General features: G+C 69.9%; 22 protein-coding genes and 1 pseudogene. 12 read left to right on the top strand and 11 right to left on the bottom strand.

The annotated features are described in order from the left end of the window. Nucleotides 1-42: 42 nt before the first annotated feature. From DY245_RS40365 to DY245_RS40330, 8 genes are all read right to left on the bottom strand, one after another. Nucleotides 43-909, bottom strand: a complete 867-nt coding sequence (locus DY245_RS40365; RefSeq protein ID WP_128512088.1) for an AraC family transcriptional regulator — start codon at nucleotides 907-909, stop codon at nucleotides 43-45. A 101-nt stretch (nucleotides 910-1,010) separates the two neighbouring features. After that, a complete protein-coding gene (locus tag DY245_RS40360; RefSeq protein ID WP_128512087.1) occupies nucleotides 1,011-2,156 on the bottom strand; it encodes an acyl-CoA dehydrogenase family protein in 1,146 nt (381 codons plus the stop codon). Nucleotides 2,157-2,160: 4 nt separating this feature from the next. Beyond that, nucleotides 2,161-3,138 (bottom strand): diiron oxygenase, encoded by a 978-nt coding sequence (locus tag DY245_RS40355; protein WP_128512086.1) that lies wholly within the window; start codon nucleotides 3,136-3,138, stop codon nucleotides 2,161-2,163. Next, complete coding sequence (locus DY245_RS40350) at nucleotides 3,119-3,940, bottom strand: aminotransferase class IV (protein WP_181924076.1); 822 nt, start codon at nucleotides 3,938-3,940, stop codon at nucleotides 3,119-3,121. The genes DY245_RS40355 and DY245_RS40350 overlap by 20 nt, the downstream gene beginning before the upstream one ends. Further along, on the bottom strand, nucleotides 3,937-6,018 hold the full coding sequence (gene pabB / locus DY245_RS40345; RefSeq protein ID WP_128512085.1) for an aminodeoxychorismate synthase component I: 2,082 nt from the start codon (nucleotides 6,016-6,018) through the stop codon (nucleotides 3,937-3,939). The genes DY245_RS40350 and pabB overlap by 4 nt, the downstream gene beginning before the upstream one ends. Before the next feature lie 29 nt (nucleotides 6,019-6,047). Further along, nucleotides 6,048-6,476, bottom strand: a complete 429-nt coding sequence (locus DY245_RS40340; RefSeq protein WP_181924075.1) for a MaoC/PaaZ C-terminal domain-containing protein — start codon at nucleotides 6,474-6,476, stop codon at nucleotides 6,048-6,050. 5 nt (nucleotides 6,477-6,481) lie between these two features. Continuing rightward, nucleotides 6,482-6,943 (bottom strand): FAS1-like dehydratase domain-containing protein, encoded by a 462-nt coding sequence (locus DY245_RS40335; RefSeq protein ID WP_128512083.1) that lies wholly within the window; start codon nucleotides 6,941-6,943, stop codon nucleotides 6,482-6,484. A 445-nt stretch (nucleotides 6,944-7,388) separates the two neighbouring features. Then, the gene (locus DY245_RS40330) at nucleotides 7,389-8,279 is read right to left on the bottom strand and encodes a helix-turn-helix transcriptional regulator (protein WP_128512082.1); all 891 of its coding nucleotides are present in this window, start codon (nucleotides 8,277-8,279) and stop codon (nucleotides 7,389-7,391) included. 149 nt (nucleotides 8,280-8,428) lie between these two features. Between DY245_RS40330 and DY245_RS40325 the strand changes: the two genes are divergently transcribed. The 5 genes from DY245_RS40325 (at nucleotide 8,429) to DY245_RS40305 (ending at nucleotide 12,933) form a co-directional block, all read left to right on the top strand. Then, a complete protein-coding gene (locus tag DY245_RS40325) occupies nucleotides 8,429-9,928 on the top strand; it encodes an MFS transporter (protein ID WP_128512081.1) in 1,500 nt (499 codons plus the stop codon). 169 nt (nucleotides 9,929-10,097) lie between these two features. After that, complete coding sequence (locus DY245_RS40320) at nucleotides 10,098-10,715, top strand: TetR/AcrR family transcriptional regulator (RefSeq protein WP_128512080.1); 618 nt, start codon at nucleotides 10,098-10,100, stop codon at nucleotides 10,713-10,715. Next, on the top strand, nucleotides 10,712-11,359 hold the full coding sequence (locus tag DY245_RS40315; protein ID WP_128512079.1) for a peroxiredoxin-like family protein: 648 nt from the start codon (nucleotides 10,712-10,714) through the stop codon (nucleotides 11,357-11,359). Before DY245_RS40320 ends, DY245_RS40315 begins: the two co-directional genes overlap by 4 nt. 147 nt (nucleotides 11,360-11,506) lie before the next feature. Further along, a complete protein-coding gene (locus DY245_RS40310; protein ID WP_128512078.1) occupies nucleotides 11,507-11,758 on the top strand; it encodes a hypothetical protein in 252 nt (83 codons plus the stop codon). An 11-nt stretch (nucleotides 11,759-11,769) separates the two neighbouring features. Next, on the top strand, nucleotides 11,770-12,933 hold the full coding sequence (locus DY245_RS40305; RefSeq protein ID WP_128512077.1) for an SPFH domain-containing protein: 1,164 nt from the start codon (nucleotides 11,770-11,772) through the stop codon (nucleotides 12,931-12,933). 160 nt (nucleotides 12,934-13,093) lie between these two features. On the opposite strand, the gene DY245_RS40300 is transcribed toward DY245_RS40305, so the two are convergent. Continuing rightward, nucleotides 13,094-13,597, bottom strand: a complete 504-nt coding sequence (locus DY245_RS40300) for a MarR family winged helix-turn-helix transcriptional regulator (RefSeq protein ID WP_128512076.1) — start codon at nucleotides 13,595-13,597, stop codon at nucleotides 13,094-13,096. Between the two features lie 341 nt (nucleotides 13,598-13,938). Here DY245_RS40300 and DY245_RS40295 point away from each other — a divergent pair, with 341 nt between their 5' ends. From DY245_RS40295 to DY245_RS40285, 3 genes are all read left to right on the top strand, one after another. Continuing rightward, the gene (locus tag DY245_RS40295; RefSeq protein ID WP_128512075.1) at nucleotides 13,939-15,177 is read left to right on the top strand and encodes a cytochrome P450; all 1,239 of its coding nucleotides are present in this window, start codon (nucleotides 13,939-13,941) and stop codon (nucleotides 15,175-15,177) included. A gap of 183 nt (nucleotides 15,178-15,360) precedes the next feature. After that, nucleotides 15,361-15,567 carry a ferredoxin gene (locus DY245_RS40290; protein WP_128512074.1) on the top strand — a complete coding sequence of 69 codons (207 nt, stop codon included), beginning with the start codon at nucleotides 15,361-15,363 and terminating at the stop codon, nucleotides 15,565-15,567. A gap of 223 nt (nucleotides 15,568-15,790) precedes the next feature. After that, the gene (locus DY245_RS40285) at nucleotides 15,791-16,138 is read left to right on the top strand and encodes a hypothetical protein (RefSeq protein ID WP_128512073.1); all 348 of its coding nucleotides are present in this window, start codon (nucleotides 15,791-15,793) and stop codon (nucleotides 16,136-16,138) included. On the opposite strand, the gene DY245_RS40280 is transcribed toward DY245_RS40285, so the two are convergent. Beyond that, a complete protein-coding gene (locus DY245_RS40280) occupies nucleotides 16,093-16,962 on the bottom strand; it encodes a helix-turn-helix domain-containing protein (protein ID WP_128512072.1) in 870 nt (289 codons plus the stop codon). The two genes, DY245_RS40285 and DY245_RS40280, sit on opposite strands and share 46 nt — an antisense overlap. Nucleotides 16,963-17,080: 118 nt before the next feature. Here DY245_RS40280 and DY245_RS40275 point away from each other — a divergent pair, with 118 nt between their 5' ends. Together DY245_RS40275 and DY245_RS40265 are read left to right on the top strand one after the other, a co-directional pair. Then, nucleotides 17,081-18,136 (top strand): NAD(P)-dependent alcohol dehydrogenase, encoded by a 1,056-nt coding sequence (locus DY245_RS40275; RefSeq protein WP_128512071.1) that lies wholly within the window; start codon nucleotides 17,081-17,083, stop codon nucleotides 18,134-18,136. Between the two features lie 124 nt (nucleotides 18,137-18,260). Next, nucleotides 18,261-19,100, top strand: a pseudogene (locus tag DY245_RS40265) (alpha/beta fold hydrolase); the annotation flags it as partial. Here DY245_RS40265 and DY245_RS40260 read toward each other — a convergent pair. Next, nucleotides 19,075-21,342: an MMPL family transporter gene (locus DY245_RS40260; protein ID WP_244943560.1), complete on the bottom strand. Its 2,268-nt coding sequence runs from the start codon at nucleotides 21,340-21,342 to the stop codon at nucleotides 19,075-19,077. The pseudogene DY245_RS40265 and the gene DY245_RS40260 sit on opposite strands and share 26 nt — an antisense overlap. Before the next feature lie 196 nt (nucleotides 21,343-21,538). On the opposite strand from DY245_RS40260, the gene DY245_RS40255 reads away from it, so the two are divergent. Both DY245_RS40255 and DY245_RS40250 read left to right on the top strand, forming a co-directional pair. Beyond that, nucleotides 21,539-21,946: an ArsR/SmtB family transcription factor gene (locus DY245_RS40255; protein ID WP_128512069.1), complete on the top strand. Its 408-nt coding sequence runs from the start codon at nucleotides 21,539-21,541 to the stop codon at nucleotides 21,944-21,946. After that, nucleotides 21,943-22,179 carry a hypothetical protein gene (locus tag DY245_RS40250; RefSeq protein ID WP_128512068.1) on the top strand — a complete coding sequence of 79 codons (237 nt, stop codon included), beginning with the start codon at nucleotides 21,943-21,945 and terminating at the stop codon, nucleotides 22,177-22,179. The genes DY245_RS40255 and DY245_RS40250 overlap by 4 nt, the downstream gene beginning before the upstream one ends. The last annotated feature ends 309 nt before the right edge of the window (nucleotides 22,180-22,488 follow it).

Here is a 22,488-nt window from a genome sequence, read left to right as displayed (position 1 = left end):
GGTCCGGGGCCGAGACCGGCCCCGGACCGCCGGACCATCCCGTCAGACCGAGGTCCGCTCCACGGGAATCCACAGCTCCGTGGCTGCCTCCGTCCAGTCCTCGGACGGCCGGGTGCGCAGGATCTCCGGCCCCGGCCGGCTCGCGTACGGGTTGGAGGGGAACCACTGGGTGTACACGTCCCGCCACAGGTTCTGGAGCTGCTGCGGGAAGGGACCGTCGTTCTCGAAGACGGCCCAGGTGCCCGCGGGGACGACCCGGACGTCAAAGCCCTCGGGGGCCTCGGCGCCGGTCACCGCCGCGTGGTAGTAGTCGAGTTCGGTGCCTTCCTCACGGCTGTCGGAGAGGTGCTCGGTCACCGAGACGATTCCCTCCGGCTCCTGGTCGGACAGGCTCGCTATGCGCTGCACGGTCTCCTCTCCGAGGCTCTCGATGAACGCGACGATCTCCGGGTTCACCCCCTCGTGGAGGAGGGGGACCCGGGTCTTCTTGCCGACAACGCGGAACTCCGGCTTCTCCACGACCCGGTACTGCATAGTGGTGCTCCCTTCGATGATGAGTCGGAAGGACATCCGTGGCTGGGAGTGCAGGGCAGCACCGGTGCGCCGGGCCTCGCCCGGGCCGATGCCGTGCACGGCACGGAACGCACGCGCGAACGCCTCCCCCGACGTGTAGCCGTAGCGCACCGCGACATCCAGCAGCGTCCGCTCGCCGGCCAGCACCTCGGCGCCCGCGACGGTCAGCCGCCTGCGCCGGATGTACTCCGACAGCGGGAGCCCCGCCAGCGCGGAGAACATCCGCCGGAAGTGGTACTCCGACGTCCTCGCGATCCGCGCCAGCTCGGCCGTCTCGATCCGCTGATCGAGACGGCGCTCGATGTGCTCCATGGCCTGGTTGAGCTGCTCCAGCACCCCGGCCTCCTTCCGTTTCTGACTCGATAACCGTAGGAAGGAGCCACCCTGCCGGACCCGACATCCTGTGCCCGCTTCGGTCGGGTACGGCAGGTCACCGCTCAGACCGCCCCCGCCCCCACCACCCCCCGCGCGATGATCAGCCGCATGATCTCGTTCGTGCCCTCCAGGATCTGGTGGACGCGCAGATCGCGGACGATCTTCTCCAGGCCGTACTCGGCGAGGTAGCCGTAGCCGCCGTGCAGCTGGAGGGCCTGGTTGGCGACGTGGAAGCCGGCGTCGGTGACGAAGCGCTTGGCCATCGCGCAGAGTTCGACGGCGCGTTTGTCGCCGGCGTCCAGGGCGGACGCGGCCTGCCAGAGCATGGTCTTGGCGGCCTCCAACTCCGTTGCCATGTCGGCCAGTTGGAATTGCAGGGCCTGGCGGCTGACCAGCTTCTCGCCGAATGCCTCGCGCTCGTTGAGATAGCTGACGCTGCGGTCGAGGGCGGTGCGGGCCCCGCCCAGTGAGCAGGCGGCGATGTTCAGCCGGCCGCCGTTGAGGCCGTGCATCGCGATCCGGAAACCCTCGCCCTCCTGGCCGAGGCGGTTGGCGACCGGGACGCGTACCTCGTCGAGGATCACCTGCCGGGTGGGCTGCGCGTTCCACCCCATCTTGCGTTCGTTCGGGCCGAAGGACAGGCCCGGGGTGTCCTTGTCGATCAGGAGGGCGGAGATGCCCCGGGAGCCGGCCTCGTGGGTGCGCACCATCACCAGGTAGACCTGGGAGGCCGCGGCGCCGGAGATGAACTGCTTGACGCCGGTGACGACATAGCTGTCACCGTCCCGTACGGCGCGGGTGCGCAGCGCGGCGGCGTCCGATCCGGCCTCGGGCTCGGTGAGGCAGTAGCTGGCGAGGTGCTCCATGGAGCACAGCAGCGGAAGCCACTGGTCGCGCTGGGCGGGGGTGCCGTAGGTGTCGACCATCCAGGCGGCCATGTTGTGGATGGAGATATACGCCGAGATGGTGGGGCAGCCGGAGGCGAGTGCTTCGAAGATGAGGGCGGAGTCCATCCGGGTCAGGCCCGAGCCGCCGGATTCCGTACGGACGTTGACGCCGCCCATGCCGATCTCGGCGGCCTTGCGGAGCACGTCGACGGGGAAGTGCTTGTCGCGGTCCCAGTCCACGGCGTTGGGTGCCAGGTACTCGTCGGCGAAGTCCCGCGCCGCCCGCTGTATGGCCCGCTGGTCGTCGGTCAGGGTGTACACGCCGTCAGCTCCTTTGTGCGGGGGTGGAGGAAGGGGCCGGTATGGCCAGGGCGGGGCCCAGCGCCTCGGAGAGTCCGAGGTCCGCGAGGAGGGTCTGCAGCGGGCCGGTGTCCCGGGGCGCGGCCGGACGGTTCGCGGCCGCTTCGCGCAGCTCGTCCGCGGTGATGTCCATCCCGCCGGTGCGCGCCACACCGACCCATGGGTCGAAGTCGGGCGCCCGGAACGCGTCCAGGCCCTGGACCAGGGCGTCCTTGAACAACTCCCGTTCCTCGACCGACAGTTCGCTGTAGAGGGAAACCGCGAGTTCGCGGAAGACGACGGCGTGGCCGCTCTCGTCGCGGCGGTGCATGTCGACGGTGATCCGGTTCATCGGCTGGATGCCGAACTCGGTGGAGATGGTGGAGAGGAAGGCGTTGATGGTGGTCTCCGCGGCCAGTGCGAAGGCGATCTCCACCAGGTCGCGGGCCGTTCCGGTCAGCTCGCGGCGGCGCTCCTGAAGGGCGCGCACCACGGACCATGCCTGCGGGTCGAACGTGAGGTCCGTCAGCTCGCGGCGGCGCCGGGTGACCGAGGCCGCGTTCTGGCACATCAGGATGTGGTAGTGCTCGTCGATGATCGTCTGGTGCAGGGCGGCGACGGCGGCCTCGTCCTTCCGTACCGGGATGCGCTCCTGGAGCATCAGCCGGCAGGCGGGCAGGATGATCTCGTCCTCGATCGCGGTGGTCTTGGCGTTGTAGGCGATCCAGGAGGCGGAGAGGATCCGGCGCTGTCCGTCGGTGTCCGGCGGCGGGCTGCCGGGGAGGGCGAGGAGCGGTACCAAGTGCTCGGGAAAGTCCGGGAGTTCGGGGTCGAAGTGGCCGTCGAGGTCGAGTTCGTCCTTCTTGACGGCGACCCGTTTGCCCCAGCGCTTGGTGAGCTGGAGCAGCAGATCGCGTTCGAAGGCGGGCGGCGTGTGAGGTCTGCTAACGGGCGTGGCGGGCATGGTCGGACGTCCTTGTGGAGAGGGCGGAGGAGGCGGGCTGCGCCAGACGGCCCAGATGGCCGCGCCAGCGCGGAGCGCGGACCGCCGGTCCCGCGCTGACCTGCAGATTTGTCCATTGCGTCACGGGGCGTATGCCGTGCAGCGCGTTGACGGCCCAGACTTCGAGCCCGTCGAGTTCGCGGGGCGTGGGGGTCTCGTAGGCGATACGGACGCCCTGGGCGGCGGCGATGCCGAGGAGCAGTTCGCGGGTGACGGAGGCGAGCCGTCGGGGTGTGGCGGGCGGGGTGCACAGGGTGTCGCCGCGCCACCACAGGAGGCTGGTCGTCGAGCCCTCCACGATCCGGCCGGCGCCGTCGAGCAGCAGCGCCTCGTCCGCACCGGCCGCCAGGGCCCGGTCGCGCAGCGCGCCGAGCCGGCCGAGGTCGACGCCCTTGAGGTCGGGGCGGGTGCGGCGGTCGGGGCCTTCGGCGGCCCACAGCCGTACGCTCTCGCCGAGCGTGGGCGCCGGTCGTATCCATAAGTGGAGTGCTAACTCGCCTTCGGTGGCGACCAGTTCGACTCTGGGGAACCATGTGCCCGTGGTCGGGACCCGGGCCGCCGCCGCCCGGAAGAACGTCGCGACCTGCGGTTCCGGGGGTCCGCCGAGCGCCTGGCAGGCGGCGGCGAACCGTCGGATGTGCAGCGGCAGCCCGCGGACCGTGCCGTCGGCGGCGAGCCAGGAGTCGAGGGCATGGACGGTGCCGGGCGGCTCGGCGGGGCGCAGTGCGCCCTCGGCGTCGTCCCAGCGCAGCCGCTGGTTCACCGGCCGGCCTGCCAGGCGCGCAGCGGGGCGGTGGCCTTGAGGAGCATCTCCTCGTACTCGTCCTGGGGGTCGGAGTCGAGGACGATCGCGCCGCCCGCGCCGATGGTCAGCTCGTCGCCCTTGCGGACCGCGGTGCGGATGACGATGTTGAGGTCGGTGCCGCCGGACAGGCCGAAGTAGCCGAGCGAGCCGGAGTAGATGCCGCGCGCCTCGGTCTCCAGACGGTCGATGATCTCCATGGTGCGGAGCTTGGGCGCACCGGTCATCGAGCCGCCGGGGAAGCAGTGGCGTACGCAGTCCACGGCGCTGACCGAGGGGGTCAGCCGGCCCTGGATGGTGGAGACGAGCTGGTGGACGGTGGCGTAGGACTCGACGGCCATATAGCGGTCGACCTTGACGCTGCCGATCTCGCAGACCTGGCCGAGGTCGTTGCGCAGCAGGTCCACGATCATCAGGTTCTCGGCCTGTGTCTTGGCGCTGGCGGCCAGTTCGTCGGCGAGTGCGCGGTCGCGTACGGGGTCGGGGTCGCGCGGCGCGGTGCCCTTGATCGGCTTGCTCTCGACCGTGCCGGCACGGTCGATGCGCAGGAACCGTTCGGGCGAGGAGCTGAAGACGGTGGTGTCGCCGAGGCGCAGCAGTGCGGCGTACGGGGCGGGGTTGGCGCGGCGCAGCCGCCGGTAGAACGCCAGGTCGTCGTCGGCGAACGGCAGCCGCAGCTTGTTGGTGACACAGACCTCGTAGCTCTCGCCCCGGACCAGCTGGCGGTTGCACTCCTCGATGTCGGCCTTGTAGCGGTCCCGGTCCCGGATGAGGAAGGGGGTGGCGTCGGGTGCCTGGGCGGGCGGCTGCCAGGTGCGCAGCGCGTCGTCGTCGGGGAGCGGTTCCAGGGCGGCGAGGCGTTCCGCGGTGGCCTCCACCCACTCCTTGGCGCCGATGGTCTCCTGCTCGTCGTCGGTGTGCACCGCGATCACATAGGTGCGGTCCTCCAGGTGGTCGACCGCGATCAGCCGGTCCGCGAACATCCACGCGGCGTCCGGGGTGTCCGCGGTGTGCCGCTTGGCCGCTCCGCAGTCGGCCTTCAGCTCGTAGCCGAAGTAGCCGACATAGCCTCCGGTGAGGTCGAAGGGCAGGTCGGGGGCGTCGAGGCGGCGCTGTCTGAGGCGGGCGTCGAGGACCTCGAAGATGGAGCCGCTCTCCAGGCGGAGCCCCTTCGCGTCCTGGATCTTCACCGCGCCGGCGGACAGCCGGTAGGTGAGGACCTCGCTCAGCGGGCCGGTGGCGTCGCCGAGGAACGAGAAGCGGGACAGGCCCTCCTCGACGCGGCTGCTGTCGAGCCAGAAGCAGTGCGAGGACCGGTCGTAGAGGGTGGTGAAGGCGGCTTCGGTGTCGACGGCCCGCGGCAGCACGGTGGTGATCAGCTGGTAGGCGGGCTCGTCGGCCGGGCGCCGGACGGGGCGCGGGGGCCGGGACGTACGGGCGGTGTGCCGGGCCTCGTCGCGGGCCCCGTGGGTGAGGTCGCGGAAGTTCGTCAGGATCTCGCGGCCGTATTCGGAGGCGATCGACTCGGGGTGGAACTGCACCCCCCAGCGGGGAAGTTCACGGTGCCGCAGCGCCATGATCACGCCGTCGTCCGCGCGGGCGGTGACCTCCAGCTCCGGCGGCAGCGGTTCCTCGACGCACAGCGAGTGGTAGCGCACGGCGGTGAACTCCGCGGGTATGCCGGCGAAGAGGGCGTCGCCGTCGTGGGTGACGCGGGCGAGGTGGCCGTGGCGGGGGCGGGGGGCCGGGACCACGGCGGCGCCGGCGGCGTGGGCGATGGCCTGGTGGCCGAGGCAGACGCCGAGGACCGGCAGATCGGTGTGGCGCAGCAGGTCGGGAACATGGCCGAGATCGCGCGACTCCTGCGGGCGGCCGGGGCCCGGGGAGATGACGATATTGTCGAAACCGCCCTGTCTGAGGGTTTTGAGCATCGGGGTGTCGTTGGTGACGACGACCGGGTCGACACCGTTCACCTCGGCTATGAGCTGAAAGAGGTTGAAGGTGTAGGAATCGTGGTTGTCGACGAGCAGTGTGCGCATGGATGGACTCCTTGGGGTCTCGGGGGCATTCACACGAGTTGCACGACCGCGCGTACCGTGACCAATTCCTCTTCCTGCGGGGATACCGCGGTCAATTCCACCACGACCCGCCGGTCCGCCAGTTTCTCGGTGACGGTTCCGTGGATGCGGTAGCGGGCTCCCTCTCCGTCGTCCGGTATCAGCACCGGCCGGTGGAAGCGGGCGTGCTGTGCCACGACGGTGCCGGGATCGCCGGTCCATTCGTGAATCAGGCTGAGCGCCTTGGCCTCGGTCAGTGGTCCGTGGGCGACGATATGATCCATGCCCACGGAACGGGCGACGCGCGGATTCCAGTGGACGCCGGCAAAGTCGAGCGTGGCGCCGCAGTACATGATTTCGTTGACCGCCAGCAGCTGGAATTCGCGGGGGGCCAGCTGCATTCCGACGGGGACGGTGTCGTAGTCGACCTGAGCAGTCATGGCCATTACTCCTTCGGGGCGGCGGAGCCGCGGGAAATCATCTGGTCGACGACGGTGCAGACGGGAGCCCCGTCTTCGGACGTGACCTGGTGTTCCATCTCGAAGAGTTCATGCCGTCCGATATCGCGGATATCGCGGACGGTGGTGGCGAACCACAGCCGGTCGCCGGCGTGGATCGGGCGGTGGTGCGTGACGCGCTGGTCACCGAGGACGCAGACCGGGTCCTTCTGCTTGCCGAACTCTGGCTCGAACATGGGCCAGTTGCCCATGCGGAACCAGAGTGCGGTGCAGAAGGAGGGCGGCGCGATGACGGTCCGGTAGCCATGCTTTCTGGCGGCTTCTTCGTCCAGGTAGACGGGGTGCATCTCACCGATTGCGACGGTGAAGTCCCGTAGTTTTTCCCGGCTCACCTCATAGACTTCGGCGGCTCGCCAGGTACGTCCGATGAATTCTCGGTTCAAGGGCATGTTGGGATTCCCCTCCGTATCTCAACACTGATTCCCTCGAAGGGCGCAGGCTTCCGCGGCCCGTCAGCCATGACAGGCCGCAGTGACCGGATGCGTGACGGTGCGGTCGGACACCATCAGACGCCTACGGTGGCGCGCTTCAAGGGAAGGGAACCGTCATCTGGCGCAAACAGCGGATGAGAGAGCACACTGGGCGCCGGACGGCTGAAAGAAAGGTGAACGACAGACTTCGCTAATGGCCCGTCAAGGCAGTCGAATACACAATGCCATACCCCCGGTTTGTCTTCTTTCGCGCCCTTGGTCGGCCATGGGCTGCGTGCCGCCAATAGAAGAGGGCTGGCTATCAGCCAGTCAAGCAAACGTGACGTAGGTCACTGCGCACCCATTGGCTTTGGGAATTCGTTGAGAATTCCATTACCCACGGATCGGCACGGGGCCGCTACCCTCACGCGCGCGAAGCGGTCAACTCATCTGCCGTATCCGCCACTTCGGCCGCATCCGGAATCTCGCCGGTCGCACACCGCTGCAACGCCGGCAGCTTCTGCGTCGTCTCCGCATCGGCCGGCATACACGCGAACAGCTTGACGCCGGGCGCATCCAGCGCCGCCAGCTTCACATAGTCGAAGGTCAGCGCCCCGACCCAGGGGTGGCTGAACTGCCGCCGGTTGCTGCCGAAGTCCGCGATGTCATGCGCCTCCCAGCACGCACGGAACTCCGCGCTCGCCTCCCGCAGCCCGCCCGTGAGCTGCTCATAGCGCGGATCACCGAACCGCTGCTGGTCATCCGCCCGGAACTGGGCCACCAGATTCTGCGCCTGGCCCTCCCAGTCGACCATCAGCGCGCGCATGGCCGGATCCATGAACACCAGCCACAGCAGGTTGCGTTCGGCCGGCTCCAGCTGCCCCGGGTCGCCGATCAGCCCCGCCTCGGCGCGGTTCCAGCCCACCATGTCCCAGTTGGCGTCGAGCAGATACGCCGGATGCGGTTCGAGCGCGTCCACCAGCCGCTGTAGTGCGGGCCCCGGCCCACGGCCCGGCGGCTGCTCCGGCAACGGCACGCCGGCCAGCGCGAACAGATGCCGGCGCTCGATCGAACTGAGCATCAGGGCGCGCGCCAGGCTCGTCAGGACCTGCCGGCTGACGGTGATGTCGCGGGCCTGCTCCAGCCAGGTGTACCAGGTCACGCTGACCCCGGAGAGCTGAGCGACCTCTTCGCGCCGCAGCCCCGGGGTGCGCCGCCGGGGGCCCGCGAGGATGCCCGCCTCCTGGGGCGTGAGCCGCTCCCGTCGCGAACGCAGGAACTCCGCGAGACATTGCCGCCGTTGCTGGTCAGCCATCGGTACTCCCGTTCGCCGCGGTCCGCGGGTGCCGGCCGGATCACCGGCCTACGCACGTATATATGGGCGTAGCACGTATATGGGGGTAGTGGGAACACCAGCATAATCGGTCTCTGTATGTCCGGCCGGAGCTGACCGACTCTTGCCCCATGACCCAGACCCAACCCTCAGGTGCCACCGGGCAGCAGTCCGTGCCGGCGCGGCCAAAGGCGCCACCGGCCGGCCCGCAGTCCGGTGCGGCCGAAGGCGCAGCGCCGTGGCGGGCCCTGACCATCGTGTTGGTCGGGGCATTCATGGCTATTCTCGACACGTTCATCGTGCTGGTCGCCGCCCCCGCCATCCAGGCCGATCTGCACTCCTCCGCCGCCGATATCCAGCTCATCCTGGCGGGCTATCAGCTCACCTACGCCATCGCCCTGATCACCGGCGCGCGCCTCGGCGACCGCTACGGCCGCAAGCGGCTGTTCCTGATCGGGATGACGCTGTTCACGCTGTCCTCCGTGGGATGTGCGCTCGCGCCCGACTCCGGCAGTCTGATCGGTGCGCGACTGGTCCAGGGCCTCAGCGCGGCCGCGATGTTCCCGCAGGTCTTCGCGATGATCCAGGTGCTGATCCCGGCCGAGAAGCGCCCCAAGGCGTTCGGTGCGCTGGGCGCGGTCATCGGAATGTCCACGATCATCGGCCAGTTGCTCGGCGGCGTGCTGATCTCGGCCGATCTCTTCGGCTCCTCGTGGCGGCCGGTCTTCTGGGTCAATGTGCCCGTCGGTCTGGTGACGCTGCTGCTCGCCGGACTGTTCGTGCCCGAGACACGGGCGCCGGAGGCCCGGCGGCTCGATCTGCCCGGCGCGGTCGTGCTGACCGTGGCGCTCTTTCTGCTCGTCGTGCCGCTGGTCGAGGGCCGGTCGTACGGCTGGCCGCTGTGGACCTGGCTCAGCCTGGCCGGCAGTGTGCTGGCGTTCGCCGCGTTCGGCGCGGTGGAGCGGCGGGTGGATGCCGCGGGCGGCGCCCCGCTGGTCCAGCTGAGGCTGCTGCGCGAGCGCCCGTTCGCGGTCGGTATGACCCTGGTCGTCCTCGCGTACGCGGGGATCAACTCCTTCTTCCTCATCCTGTCGCTGACGCTTCAGGACGGGCTGGGGATGGACGCGCTCGGCGCCGGCCTGGTCTACACACCGCTCGCGGTCGCCTTCTTCGCCGCCAGCCTCACCGCCGGCCGGCTCGCCCGCTTCGGGCGACGGGTGCTCCAGCTCGGCGGCCTGATCGGCGGTCTGGGCTTCATCGGCACCATCGTGCTGGTCGTCAACGCCGGTTCCTCGCTGACCGCCTGGGAGCTGGCGCCGACCCTGATCCTGGTCGGCGCGGGCAACGGTCTGCTGGTCACCCCGCTGCTGAACGCGGTGCTCGCCAACGTCGGGCCCAAGGAAGTGGGGATGGCGTCCGGTGTGCTGTCCACCGGCCAGCAGATCGGCGGCGCGGTCGGCGTGGCCATCGTCGGTGTCCTCTACTACAGCGCGCTCGGTGGCGCCGCGCACAACGACACCGGCGCCTACGGGCATGCGCTGACCACCGCGGTGGTCTTCAACGTCGTGCTGGCCGCGCTGATCTCGGCGCTGCTGCCGGTCCTGCCGGACACCGCCGCACGCCGTACGTAGCAGTCCCTGCCCCCTGCTCCGGTCCTTCCGCGCACCCCCGGCGCGGAAGGACCGGTTCCCTTTATTTTCCGCCGCGATTGTCCCCAACTCCTTGGCAGACAAGGCCACTCGACGTAATCTTGGAACATCCGTTCCAAGATTACGTATCGGCGAAACGAGCAGGCCGGCCATGCCCGACATCAAGCACTTCAACCCCGACATCGTGCTCGACGACGTCATCCAGGTCTTCTGGCGCCAGGGCCTGCCCACGACCGGGATCCAGGCCCTGGTGACCGCGACCGGAGTGAGCCGCTCCAGCCTCTATGCGACCTTCGGCAACAAGGACGGCCTCTACGCCGCGGCACTGGACCGCTATATAGCGCAGCACTCGACACCGGCCTTTGCCCATCTGTCGGCGACGACTTCCGGACTGACCGCGATCGAGGAGTTCTTCGCCGGGCTGATCGACGTCCGGTGCTCCGGCCCGGTCGCCGGCTGGGGCTGCATGGTCACCAATGCCTACGCCGGCCCCGAATGCGCCGACCCCGGCATCCGCACCGTGCTCGAAGAGCACCACACCACGCTCCAATCGGCCCTGCGCTCGGCCCTCGCCACCGCCGACGACCTGGGACAACTCCAGCCGTCCACCGATCTCGATGCCGCCGCGGCGGTGCTGGCGACCCTTGCGTACGGCGTCAATCTGCGCTCCCGCGCCGGCGCCGACGCCGAGGCGCTGACCGACACCGTCACCGCCGCCCTCGCCCCGCTGCGCGCTCATCCCTCACCTCAGGAGCAATCACCGTCATGAGCCTCAACGACGAACTCACCGCGTTCTTCCGCGCCCTCTACCCCGAAATCCCGGCCGCCGCCCGCGAGGTGATGGAGCGCGCCGGCCGCGACCTCGCCGCCTCGGGCCAAGCCGACCGAGCCCTTCAAACCGGCGACACGGCGCCGCACTTCAGCCTCCCCACCGCAACCGGCGAGACCGTCACCCTGGACACCCTCCTGAGCGCCGGCCCCGTCGTGCTCACCTTCTACCGCGGCGCCTGGTGCCCGTACTGCAACTTCGCACTGCGCGCCCTCCAGGAGCAGATCGACGCCATCACCGCCCACGGTGCCCAGTTGGTGGCCGTATCCCCACAGATCCCCGACGAGTCCCTCACCCTCGCCGAAAAGCACGCCCTGACCTTCCCCGTCCTCAGCGACCTCGGCTGCGACACCGCCAAGCAGTACGGCCTCAGCTTCGACCTGCCCGACGACCTGGCCGCCGTCTACGACTCCTTCGGCTTCGACCTCCAGCGCGTCAACGGCGGCCACCCGCGCACCCTGCCGCTGCCCGCCACCTACGTCATCGACCGCGACGCCACCATCCGCTGGGCCTTCATAGACACCGACTACACCGCCCGCGCCGAACCGTCCGACGTCCTCGCCGCCCTGGACGCGTTGCACTGATCCGCGCAAGGTGTTCGGGCGCGTTTTGACGGGAAATTGATCGCCTCGGCCCGGTGTCCCAACTCGCCGCCATCCCCCCATAGGCCGCCGCCCACCGGGGCGCTATGGTCGGTTTTCCAGGAACGTAACGGGGGAGGGCAGCCGCCAATGGCACAGGACGATGCCGTGATCGGCTGTACGGGAGTGCTGCTGATCGGCACTCGTGGGGCTGCCGGTCCCGGTGAGGTTCTGGTGCGGGTCAGGGGTGGCACCGAGGCCTTTGTCGCCTGGTCCCCCGAGCCCCTTCCGGTAGGGGCGACCGTGCTCGTGATCGAGTCCCGTGGCAATCGCCAGGTCGACGTCATGGAGTGGGCCGATCCGTTGGACGCGTTGGCCGGCGATGCCGGCAACGCCGGTTGAGGAGACAAAGGATGTTCGGTTACCGCGTTCCTGCCCCTGATCAAGCCATGCTGATCTCGGGAGGCAGGCGTGGACAGGGCGGCGCGCCATTCCGAGTGGTGACCGGGCACGGCAAGTTCGTGCTGCCGGTCTTTCGCAAGGTCCGCTTTCTGACGCTGGCGATGTGTGAGGCCGAGGTCGCCGAGAAGTGCGTGACCAGGCAAGGCATCGCCCTCACGGTCCGCGCCGTGATCGCGTTCAAGGTCGGCAACGACACGGAGAGCGTCGTCAATGCCGGTCAGCGCTTCCTGTCCGACCAGGAACAGATGTCGGTACTGACCGGCCGTATCTTCGCCGGTCATCTGCGCTCCATCATCGGCTCGATGACGGTCGAGGAGATCGTCACCGAGCGGCAGAAACTGGCCACCGAGGTCCTGGAGACATCCAAGACCGAAATGGCCAAGATCGGCCTGACCGTCGATTCCCTCCAGATCCAGTCGATCGACGACGGCGACACCGGCTATATCGAGGCGATGTCCGCCCCGCACAAGGCGGCCATCCAGCGACAGGCGCAGATCGCCCAGGCACAGGCCACCCAGGCCTCGGTCGAGGCGCAGCAGGCGGCCGCGCGTAATCAGGCCGAATACACCCGGCAGACCGCCGTCGTCCAGGCCGAGTACTCCGCCGAGGTGGACCGTGCCCAGGCCCGTGCCGCCCAGGCCGGCCCGCTCGCGCACGCCCACGCACAGCAGGAAGTCCTCGCGGCACAGACCGAACTCGCCCAGCGCGCGGCCCAGTTGCGCCAGCAGGAGCTGGTCGCCGAGGTCGTCAAGCCCGCCGAGGCGGAGGCCGAGCGCATCCGGCTGCTGGCCCTGGCCGAGGCCGAGCGGATGAAGATCCAGGCCGAGGCCGCCGCGTCCTTCGACCGGGTGGCCCTGGACCGGATGCTGATCGACCAGCTTCCGCAGATCGTCAAGGAGGCCTCCGCCGGCCTCGCCAACGCCAATGTCAACGTCCTCAACGGCACCGACGGCCTCGGCGAGATCGCCGCCGGCCTGGTCGGCCAGGGCCTGACCATCCTCGACTCGGTCCGCCGCAATCTCGGCACCCCCGACGGCCAGAACACCGCCGACAAGAACGGCGGCACCAGCGCCCCCAAGGAGCAGGGCCACAGCGGCCGGGTCGAGATCGAGTAACCGGTCCGCACAGCACGACGGGGCGAGGGCGACAACGGCCCTCGCCCCTCCGCGTTCCAAGGGCGGGGCCCCGACCCGAGCCGCCGGCCACACCCCCAGGGCCGGTCCACCCCCGCTCCGCCGGACACACCCTGGGGACAGCCCTGCCCCGACCCGCCGGTCAGGCCCTACGTCCTCCGCCCCGCAGCCGGTCCTCCTCCGCATGCTTGTGGCGGGCGTGGGAGACCAGATGGTTGAGCACGGCGACGGTGGTGGCGATATCGCCGTCGTCGAAGCCGCTGAGGGCCTCGCGAAGACCGGCCTGGCTGGTGTGCTGAAGGCGGTTGAGGACAGCCTTGCCGTGCGGGGTGATCGCCACTTTGCGGGCGCGGCGGTCGAGCGAGTCCGGAGTGCGTTCGACCAGGTCCTGGGATTCCAACTGGCTGATCTGGCGCGTGACATGAGGGGGTTCGACCATCAGCAGGGCGGCCAGATCGCCGACCCTGCTGATGCCTCCGCTGTCGTCCAGGGCCATCAGCAGCCAGAGGTCGGAGCGCGCCGCCGTGACGCCCGCCGCGGTCGCCTGGCGTTCGTGCGCCCGGGAGCGGGTGAGCAGGTAGGACAGCGTGGCCAGCACTCTTTGCAGTGCGGCGGTGGGGTCCTGGTCTCTTGCGGGGTCCGGCATGCAGGCACTTTAGCGGCCCGCGCGGAACCGGTATCCGCGCTGCTGTACGCCGGTTCCGCACGGATCTCCGCTCGGTTTGAGCCAACCTCGCGCACGCCTCGATCTCGCCTTCCCTCCCCCGCTCGGGGTGAGTTAGCGTATCGAGAACTTAGTTGCTTAAGTTAGGTAACTAATTAGGCTACCGAGCCTGCCAGGCCCGTCATGTCTTCCATAACTGCCATGGCTGCCATGACTGCCATGACTGCTCTGCCCGTCATGCCTGGCATGCCCGTCGAGGAGAGGCGCCACCCGCACCGTTCACCACGGCAGTGCCGTGTCCCGATCGTGGAAGGACCAGCCGAATGACGACTGCAGAACGTATCGATATGGAACGCGCCACCGGCACGGCCGAGCGCCCCGCCGCCCTCGCCGTCCCGGCCGCGCGGGCCGACGGCTGCCCCTTCGATCCGGCACCCGGCGTCGAACGGGCGCGCCGCGAGGACCCGGTCACCCGCGCGACACTGTGGGACGGCTCCTCCTGTTGGCTGGTGACCCGGCATCAGGACGTACGCGAGGTCCTCGGCGACCCGCGGTTCAGCGCCGACGCCACCCGCCCGGGATTCCCCTTCCTCACCGCCGGCGCGCGGGAGATCGTCGGCAGCAACCCGATCTTCATCCGCCAGGACGATCCCGACCATGCGCGGCTGCGCCGGATGCTCACCGCCGACTTCATGGTGAAGAAGGTGGAGGCGCTGCGCCCCGAGGTGCAGCGGATCGCCGACGAGCTGCTCGACCGGATGACCGACGGGCGCACCTCGGCCGATCTGGTCGCCGAATTCGCGCTTCCGCTGCCGTCCCTGGTGATCTGCCTGCTGCTCGGCGTCCCGTACGAGGACCATGAGTTCTTCCAGGAGCGCAGCCGGATCCTGCTCAGCCTCCGTTCGGCGGCCGAGGAGGTGCGCACCGCCTCGGACGAGCTGCAGGACTATCTGATCCGGCTCGCCGAGTCCAAGCGGCAGCGGCCGGACGACGGCATCGTCAGCCGGCTGGTCGCCCGCGGCGAACTCGACTCCACCGACATCGCCTCCATGGGGCGGCTGTTACTGGTCGCCGGTCATGAGACCACCGCGAACATGACCGCGCTGTCCACGCTCACCCTGCTGCGCAACCCCGAGCAGCTGGCACGGCTGCGCAACGACCCTTCGCTGATCAAGGGCGCCGTCGAGGAGCTGCTGCGCTATCTGACCATCGTCCACAACGGCCTTCCCCGGATCGCCACCGAGGACGTCACCCTGGGCGGCGCCACCATCCGTGCCGGCGAGGGCGTGCTGTGCACCATCAACACCGCCAACCGCGACGAGGACGTCTTCCCCGGCGGCGACACGCTCGATGTCGGCCGCGACGCCCGCCGCCATGTCGCCTTCGGCTTCGGCGTCCATCAGTGCCTGGGCCAGCCGCTCGCCCGGGTGGAGCTGCAGATCGCCCTTGAAACGCTGCTGCGCCGGCTGCCCGAGCTGCGGCTCGACATCCCCTTCGAGGACGTCCCCTTCCGCCACGACATGGGGATTTACGGGGTGCATGCGCTGCCGATCGCATGGTGAGCGGCGCATGCGGCGAACGCGGCGCATTCCGTAACGGCCACCCCGGCCGTCCCCGCCACCCCGGCCGTCACGGCGGTGCCCGCCCTCCCACGTCCTCCCGCCCCTCTTCACCCCGTCCCTCATCCTCTTCAACCCGTCCGTCACCGGCCTCCAGAAGCCGGGCCGCCCATCGTGGGGAGAACCATGCGCGTTCACATTGACCAGGAGAAGTGCTGCGGCGCCGGAAGCTGTGTGCTGTCGGCGCCCGAGGTGTTCGACCAGCGCGAGGAGGACGGCATCGTGGTCCTGCTCGACGCCGCACCGCCGGCCGAGTTGCACGATGCGGTACATGAGGCGGCGGCCATCTGCCCCGCCGCCGCGATCTCGGTGGAACAGGTCGAGCGGGTCTAGGAACTGCCCCCTTCCGACGCTCGACGGATCAGGGTCGGACAGGCGCCCGGGACGGCCCGGCCCGCCTGCCCGACCCGCCTGTCCGACCCTCCGCCGCCTTCGCACAACGCCCGACGAATCGTTTCGCCAACACCCCATCGTGTGACGGCGTACATCACCGGGCCTGCGCACGGGCAGCTCACCTTCCGCACGAAGTCACAGAACGGAACGGAAGGGACATCCCATGCGTCTTCGCCACACCGTCGCCACCGCCCTCGGCGCCCTCACCCTCGCCCTGGCCCTGCCCGCCTCCCCGGCCGGCGCGGCCACCGGCCCCTTCACCTACGTCTACAACGACTCGCACGGCGCCCCGCACGTGGGCGCGCTGGTGGACCCGCCGAGCCAGACCTGCATCAACCTGCCCGAGGTGGGCGCCGAGTGGCTGCCACCCGCACACTCCCCGAGGAACTACACCTCCTCGACCGCAACGGTCTTCACAGGTGCCGGCTGCACGGGCGACTACTTCTCCCTCCGCCCGCACGGCGGTCACGCCTCCGAGCGCCTGAAGCTCCGCTCGGTGGTCTTCTCCTGACCCGACGCCAGCAGCCGCAGCGCCTCGGCCGACGGTGACCCCGGTTCGGCGTGGTAGGTGATCACCTGCTGGTCGGGGTCCGCGGGCAGCGTCAGGGTCTCGTACGCGAGGGTGAGGCGGCCGGCCAGCGGATGGTTGACGACCTTGACGCCGAAGCCCTTGTCCTGGACGTCGTGTGCGGCCCACAGCTGCCGGAACTCGGGGCTCTTGAGAGAGAGTTGACCGATCAGCGAGGCCATTTCGGGGTCGTCCGGATTGCGCCCCGCGTCGCGTCGCAGATAGCCGACGACATCGGCGGCCTTGGCGTCCCAGTTCTCGTACAGCTCGCGGGCCGCAGGGTCCAGGAACACATGCCAGGCCAGATTGCGCCGCTCGGCCGGCAGTGCGGCGAGATCGCCGAGCAGGGCGCTGCCGAGCCGGTTCCAGCCGATGATGTCCAGCCGCCGGCCGACGACGTAGGCGGGGATGTTCTCCATCGTGTCGATCAGCTGTTGCAGCGCGGGGCGCACCCTCTGTGGGCGGGCGGCCGGGCGCACCCGGCGGGAGACCGGACGGGCGAGATGGCGGAGGTGGTCGCGCTCGGCGGGGGTCAGCCGCAGCGCGTTGCCGATGGCGTCCAGCACCGCCGCCGAGACATTACGGCCGCGGCCCTGCTCAAGACGGATGTAGTACGCGACGCTCACCCCGGCCAGCTGCGCCAGCTCCTCCCTGCGCAGCCCCGGCACCCGGCGCCGCCCGCCGTGGTCGGGCAGCCCGACGTCCTGCGGCCGCAGCCGGGCCCGCCGGGTGCGCAGAAACTCGCTCAATTCGGTGCGCTGATCCATGACCGCAGTCTGCGGCGGTGCACCGGCCCGGTGGGTGGTCCCGTCAGTAGTAGGCACGCCATGCATATGTTCAAGGGTGCACTGGTTAGGGCGTTCCGTGCGCCGCAAGCTCGATGGCATGACCCACACCTCTGTCTCCGCGTACGCCGCACCCGCCCCGAAGGCACCGCTGGAGCGGATCACGATTCCGCGCCGCGAGCCGGGGGCCCACGACATCCTGATCGACATCAAGTACGCCGGCATCTGCCACTCCGACATCCACACCGTGCGCGCCGAGTGGGGCGACGGCGGGACCTTCCCGATCGTCCCCGGCCATGAGATCGCCGGCGTGGTCGCCGAGGTCGGCGCCGAGGTCACCCGCTACCAGGTGGGCGACCGGGTAGGCGTCGGCTGCTTCGTCGACTCCTGCCGCGAGTGCGAGAACTGCCGGGCCGGCCTGCAGCAGTACTGCACCGGCGAGCTCGGCACCGTAGGTACGTACGCCGCCACCGGCCGCGACGGTGAGCAGACCCACGGCGGGTACTCCACCCACCTGGTCGTCGACGAGAACTACGCGCTGCGCATACCCGAGAGCATTCCGCTGGACGCCGCGGCCCCGCTGCTGTGCGCCGGCATCACCCTCTACTCCCCGCTCGCCCACTGGAAGGCCGGCCCCGGCAAGAAGGTCGCCGTCGTCGGCCTGGGCGGCCTCGGCCACATGGGCGTGAAGATCGCGGCTGCGATGGGCGCGGAGGTCACCGTGCTGAGCCAGTCGCTGCGCAAGAAGGACGACGGCCTGCGGCTGGGCGCGGACCACTACCACGCGACCTCCGACCCGGCCACGTTCGAGGAGCTGGCGGGCAGCTTCGACCTGATCCTCAACACCGTCTCCGCGAACCTGGACCTGAACGCCTACTTCGGCCTGCTGCGCACCGACGGCACGCTGGTCCAGCTCGGCGCCCCGGAGAACCCGCTGCCGATCGCGCCGTTCGCCCTGATCCAGCACCGCAAGTCGTTCGCCGGCTCGATGATCGGCGGCATCCCCGAGACGCAGGAGATGCTCGACTTCTGCGGTGAGCACGGGCTGGCCGCGGACATCGAGGTGATCAGCGCGGACCGGATCAACGAGGCGTACGAGCGGGTGCTGGCGAGCGATGTGCGCTACCGCTTCGTGATCGATACGTCCACGATCTGATCCCTGCTGATCCCTGGACAGCCGGATCTCCATCGGGGACGCCGCCGTAGCCCTCGTCGACGAGGCAGAAATGCCACAGTTCGTCCAGCGGCGCTTCACGATCGGCTACTGAGAGGGGTGCGTCTTGCCGTACATCCGCGCAGGTGAGGACGGTAACGCCGGCGGCGGCGACACCGGCATCGAGCTCTACTACGAGGACCAGGGGTCCGGAGCGCCCGTCGTCCTGATTCATGGGTATCTGCTGAACGGACGCTCATGGCGCCGGCAGACCCGGGCACTGCTCGACGCCGGGTTCCGCGTCATCGCCTATGACCGGCGCGGATACGGCAGGTCCGCCCGCCCCCACTCCGGCCACGACGCCGACACCCTCGCCGCGGACCTCCACTCGGTGCTCACCGCACTCGATCTGACGGACGCCGCGCTGGTCGGCTTCTCCATGGGCACCGGCGAAGTCGCCCGCTACCTGAGCACCTACGGCTCCGGCCGGATCGCCAAGGCCGTCTTCCTCGCCCCCGTGCTGCCGTATCTGGTCCAGGGCCCGGACAACCCGGAAGGTGTGGACCGTGCGGAGTTCGAGCGGGCGCACGCCACCCTCACACAGGACCGGGAGGCCTTTCTGACCACCTTCTTCGAGGACCTGTACCACCTTGACGAGACGCTCGGCAGCCGGATCGACGAGGCGGACGTCCAGGCCCACCGGGCAGCCGCGCGGAGTGCGTCGCAGCGGGCCGCCGAGGGGGCGATCCGGCCCCTGCTCACCGACTACCGCCCCGACCTGCCGGCCGTCGACGTCCCGGCGCTGATCCTGCACGGCACCGCCGACCGCATCACACCGATCGCCGCCTCGACCCGCCCCCTGCGCAGGATGCTGCCGCACGCCCGGTATGTCGAGATCGACGGTGCCCCGCACGGCCTGCTGTGGACCCACACCGAAGAGGTCAACCGACACCTGGTGACGTTTTTGACGTCGCCCGCTGCGCCCGCCACACCGCGCGCGACGGCCACCAACTCGCCCGGCCCAGAAGGATCAGGGCCGACGGCAGGATCAGCGCGCGGATGACGACGGCGTCCAGCAGCACCGCCACCGCCAGGCTGAAGCCGATCTGCTTCATCTCGGCGAGGTGCAGGAACATATAGCTGGCGAAGACCGTCACCATGACGGCTGCCGCGCTGGTGACGACCTTGGCGGAGGCGCCGATGCCGTGCAGCACGGCCTGCCGGGTGGGTACGCCGCCGAGCGCCGCCTCGCGGATACGGCTGACGACAAAGACCTGGTAGTCCATCGACAGCCCGAAGAGGATCACGAACAGGAACAGCGGTACCCGCGAGCCGATGGCGTTGGTCGCCGCCGTGTCGAAGCCGAACAGGGTGCTCGCCAGGCCGTGTTGGAAGAAGATCACGACCAGGCCGAACGAGGCGGCCACGGAGAGCAGATTGAGCGCGACGCCGAGCAGGCCGATGACCACGGAGCGGAACACCAGGGTGGTCAGGAGGAAGGTCAACAGGAGCAGCGCCCCGACGACCACGGGCAACTTGGCGTCCTGGTGGGCGAGGTAGTCGGTGTCGTGCGCGACATCGCCGCTGACCGCGAACTCCGCGCCGGCGACCTTGCCGACGGTGGCCGGCAGATAGTCCGTACGGAGCCGGTCGAGCGAGGCGATGGCCTCGGGCGAGCTGACTTTGTGCGGCACGGAGAGGTCCAGGGTGGTCGTCCGGTGGTCCTGGGACGTGCGCAGGTGCGAGGCCGCGCCGTTCGCGAAGAGCGGGTCGGCGTGCGTCCGGGCGGTCAACCGGCGGAGGGACGAGGCCACTTCGGCCGCCTGTGCGGCGGCGGCGCGGACCACGATCTGATGCTCGACGCGCAGATCGGGGAAGGCCGTGGTGAGACGGTCGTAGGCCTGCATCGCGGGGATCTCGCGGGAGTGGCTGTCCTCGTTGAGCACCCGCAGCTGCATGCCGAGGGCGGGCGCCGCGAGGCCCAGGAGGAGAAGGACGGAGACACAGAGGGTGGCCGCCGGGTGCTTGCCGGCCGGGCGGAGCAGCGCGCTCCAGATCCGCCCGGTATCGGTCGTCCGGGCCTGCGAGGTCTTCGTGCGCCTCGCGCGCCCCGTGCGCTGCTGCCGGCGGACCGCACGGCGTTCGGTGCGCTGGGCGATCTTGACCAGGAGTGCGGGCAGCGCCGTCAGCGAGCTGAGCACCGCGGCCAGTACGACGATGATCGTGCTGGTCGCGAGCGAGGAGAAGACGACGTCGGTGGCCAGGTAGAGGGTGGCGGTGGAGACGATGACCGCGAAGCCGGAGACCGCGATCGCCCGGCCGGAGGTGGCGGCGGCCAGCTCCACCAGCGCCTCGGGCGCGAGCCGGCCGCCCGAGCGGGCCCGCTCCTCGCGTTCCCGTTTGAGGTAGAAGAGGGTGTAGTCGACGCCGACGGCCATGCCGATCAGCAGGATGACGTTGGTGCCCACCCCGGCGTCCGGCAGGACGTGCGACACCACCATCGACAGGCCGATGGCGGCCGCGATCGAGGTCAGCGCCAGCAGCAGCGGTACCGCCACCATCAGCGCGGAGCCGAAGACGGCCAGCAGGGTCAGCAGGGTGACGGGCAGGGTGATCGCTTCGGAGAGCGCCAGGTCGTCGTCGCGCTGGGTGTCGAGGCCGACGCTGATCGACGGGCTGCCGGTCTCCTCCACCCGTAGCGAGGGGTGGCCGCGCTGCGCGGCCGCGGTCTGGGCGGCGAGCGGTGCCACATGCTTCTTGCCGTCCGCCTCCGCGCCCTTCAGGGTCACCTCGACCCGCAGCGAGCGGCCGTCGGCCGAGCGGAGCGGGGGCGCGACCCGTGCCACCTCCGGGAGCTTCCGCATCCGGGCGGTGATGTCCCGTACGGCCGCGTCGGCTGCGGCTCTGTCCAGCGGGCCGGACCGCGCGGAGATCAGCACCTGTTCGACCGGCGCACGGCCCAGATGGCCCTCGTCCGCCAGGTTCTCGGCCCGGCCGGCCTCGCCGACGCGGTAGTCCTGCGCGGTGGCGTTGTGGGTGCCCATCGAGATGCCCACCCCCAGGCACAGGACCACGAACGCCAGCCATCCGGCCAGCGCGCGCCAGGGATGCAGCGCGCTCCAGATCGCCACCCGGACGGTGAGCGGCCGCTTCTTCGCCGGCCGGTCTCCCGTCCCCCGGCTCCCCAACGGCCGTTGATGCACAGCCATGTTCACTTGCCCAGCTCCTTCGACGTCACGTCGCGTCCCCCCACTGGTACGCGTGTCAGTGAAGACTTACAGGTGTCGTATCGAAGCGTCAACCGTAAGATTGTGATGGCCGGAGGGCGGCGGGCTTGCTTGACAGTCCGTCGCGGCATACGAAAACCTCCGCTGACAGGCGTCCGGAACGGCAAGAAGGTGGGCCATGAACAGCGAGGAGCTGCTGGCCCTGCTGTCTGCCGTGGGCCATGCACAGCGGCTGCGGGTGATCGCCGAGCTGGCCGACGGCCGGCTGTACGTCAGCGAGTTGGCCCGTCGGCTGGAGATGTCCCGGCCGCTGCTCTACATGCATCTGGACCGCCTGGAGAAGGCCGGTCTGGTGGTGGGCCGCCTGGAGCTGTCCGAGGACGGCAAGGCGCTGAAGTACTTCGAACTCGCGCCGTTCGAGCTGAAGCTGAACGTGGCCACCGTCCTCGCCGCCCTCCAGGAGGACCGATCCGGGGCGGCACGGCCGGACGAGCCGGACCAGCCGGCACCGGCCGGGGGTGCGGGCGGCGCCGGTGAACCGCCCGCCGCGAAGGGGCCGAACGACCTTAAGGGGACACGTACATGAACGGCAGCACGATCATCCCGATAGCCATTCTCCTGATGGCCTTTTCCTCGGTCACGGCGATCGTGACGTCGTACTTCAAGTTGCAGCGGCACCGCGCGGACGCCGCGGCGCTGACCGAGTACCACAAGCTCGCGGACCGGGTCACCGCCCAGCAGGAGGCGACGGGGGCCCAGTTGGCGGAGCTGACCGACCGGGTCAAGGCCGTGGAGAAACTGCTGCAGAGCGTGGGCTGAGGCGGGCCGGGAGGGGCGCCGGGCGGCGGCCCACGGGTGCTGCGGGTTCGCCCCGCGGAAGGGGCGGCACCCGTACGACGACAGCCGCGAAAAAATTCTCCGCACCGCCCGGCAACCCCCGCCACCGCCGCACGTCGTCAGGGGTGAGGGCGCCATGAGGCGCCGCCCCGTCGAATGAACGTGGAGCAGCCGACCGTGAAGCTCACCCGTATCCCCCGCAGTTCCCAGGCCTACGCCGCCGACCGCCCCGCCCGTTCCGCCGCCCGCCCGCGGCTGCGCGGCGCGGCCGGCGCCGGGCTGCTCGCGGCA

The sequence above is a fragment of the Streptomyces inhibens genome (assembly GCF_003389455.1).
In the GTDB taxonomy this organism is placed as follows: domain Bacteria; phylum Actinomycetota; class Actinomycetes; order Streptomycetales; family Streptomycetaceae; genus Streptomyces; species Streptomyces inhibens.
This window is presented reverse-complemented; position numbering and strand designations above follow the sequence as displayed.

What these genes read in the sequence shown, in the direction of transcription:
- DY245_RS40355 (WP_128512086.1), bottom strand. Translation starts at nt 3,138, where the DNA reads ATGCCCGCCACGCCCGTTAGCAGACCTCACACGCCGCCCGCCTTCGAA.
- pabB (WP_128512085.1), bottom strand. Translation starts at nt 6,018, where the DNA reads ATGCGCACACTGCTCGTCGACAACCACGATTCCTACACCTTCAACCTC.
- DY245_RS40340 (WP_181924075.1), bottom strand. Translation starts at nt 6,476, where the DNA reads ATGACTGCTCAGGTCGACTACGACACCGTCCCCGTCGGAATGCAGCTG.
- DY245_RS40335 (WP_128512083.1), bottom strand. Translation starts at nt 6,943, where the DNA reads ATGCCCTTGAACCGAGAATTCATCGGACGTACCTGGCGAGCCGCCGAA.
- DY245_RS40330 (WP_128512082.1), bottom strand. Translation starts at nt 8,279, where the DNA reads ATGGCTGACCAGCAACGGCGGCAATGTCTCGCGGAGTTCCTGCGTTCG.
- DY245_RS40325 (WP_128512081.1), top strand. Translation starts at nt 8,429, where the DNA reads ATGACCCAGACCCAACCCTCAGGTGCCACCGGGCAGCAGTCCGTGCCG.
- DY245_RS40320 (WP_128512080.1), top strand. Translation starts at nt 10,098, where the DNA reads ATGCCCGACATCAAGCACTTCAACCCCGACATCGTGCTCGACGACGTC.
- DY245_RS40315 (WP_128512079.1), top strand. Translation starts at nt 10,712, where the DNA reads ATGAGCCTCAACGACGAACTCACCGCGTTCTTCCGCGCCCTCTACCCC.
- DY245_RS40310 (WP_128512078.1), top strand. Translation starts at nt 11,507, where the DNA reads ATGGCACAGGACGATGCCGTGATCGGCTGTACGGGAGTGCTGCTGATC.
- DY245_RS40305 (WP_128512077.1), top strand. Translation starts at nt 11,770, where the DNA reads ATGTTCGGTTACCGCGTTCCTGCCCCTGATCAAGCCATGCTGATCTCG.
- DY245_RS40300 (WP_128512076.1), bottom strand. Translation starts at nt 13,597, where the DNA reads ATGCCGGACCCCGCAAGAGACCAGGACCCCACCGCCGCACTGCAAAGA.
- DY245_RS40295 (WP_128512075.1), top strand. Translation starts at nt 13,939, where the DNA reads ATGACGACTGCAGAACGTATCGATATGGAACGCGCCACCGGCACGGCC.
- DY245_RS40290 (WP_128512074.1), top strand. Translation starts at nt 15,361, where the DNA reads ATGCGCGTTCACATTGACCAGGAGAAGTGCTGCGGCGCCGGAAGCTGT.
- DY245_RS40285 (WP_128512073.1), top strand. Translation starts at nt 15,791, where the DNA reads ATGCGTCTTCGCCACACCGTCGCCACCGCCCTCGGCGCCCTCACCCTC.
- DY245_RS40280 (WP_128512072.1), bottom strand. Translation starts at nt 16,962, where the DNA reads ATGGATCAGCGCACCGAATTGAGCGAGTTTCTGCGCACCCGGCGGGCC.
- DY245_RS40275 (WP_128512071.1), top strand. Translation starts at nt 17,081, where the DNA reads ATGACCCACACCTCTGTCTCCGCGTACGCCGCACCCGCCCCGAAGGCA.
- DY245_RS40260 (WP_244943560.1), bottom strand. Translation starts at nt 21,342, where the DNA reads ATGGCTGTGCATCAACGGCCGTTGGGGAGCCGGGGGACGGGAGACCGG.
- DY245_RS40255 (WP_128512069.1), top strand. Translation starts at nt 21,539, where the DNA reads ATGAACAGCGAGGAGCTGCTGGCCCTGCTGTCTGCCGTGGGCCATGCA.
- DY245_RS40250 (WP_128512068.1), top strand. Translation starts at nt 21,943, where the DNA reads ATGAACGGCAGCACGATCATCCCGATAGCCATTCTCCTGATGGCCTTT.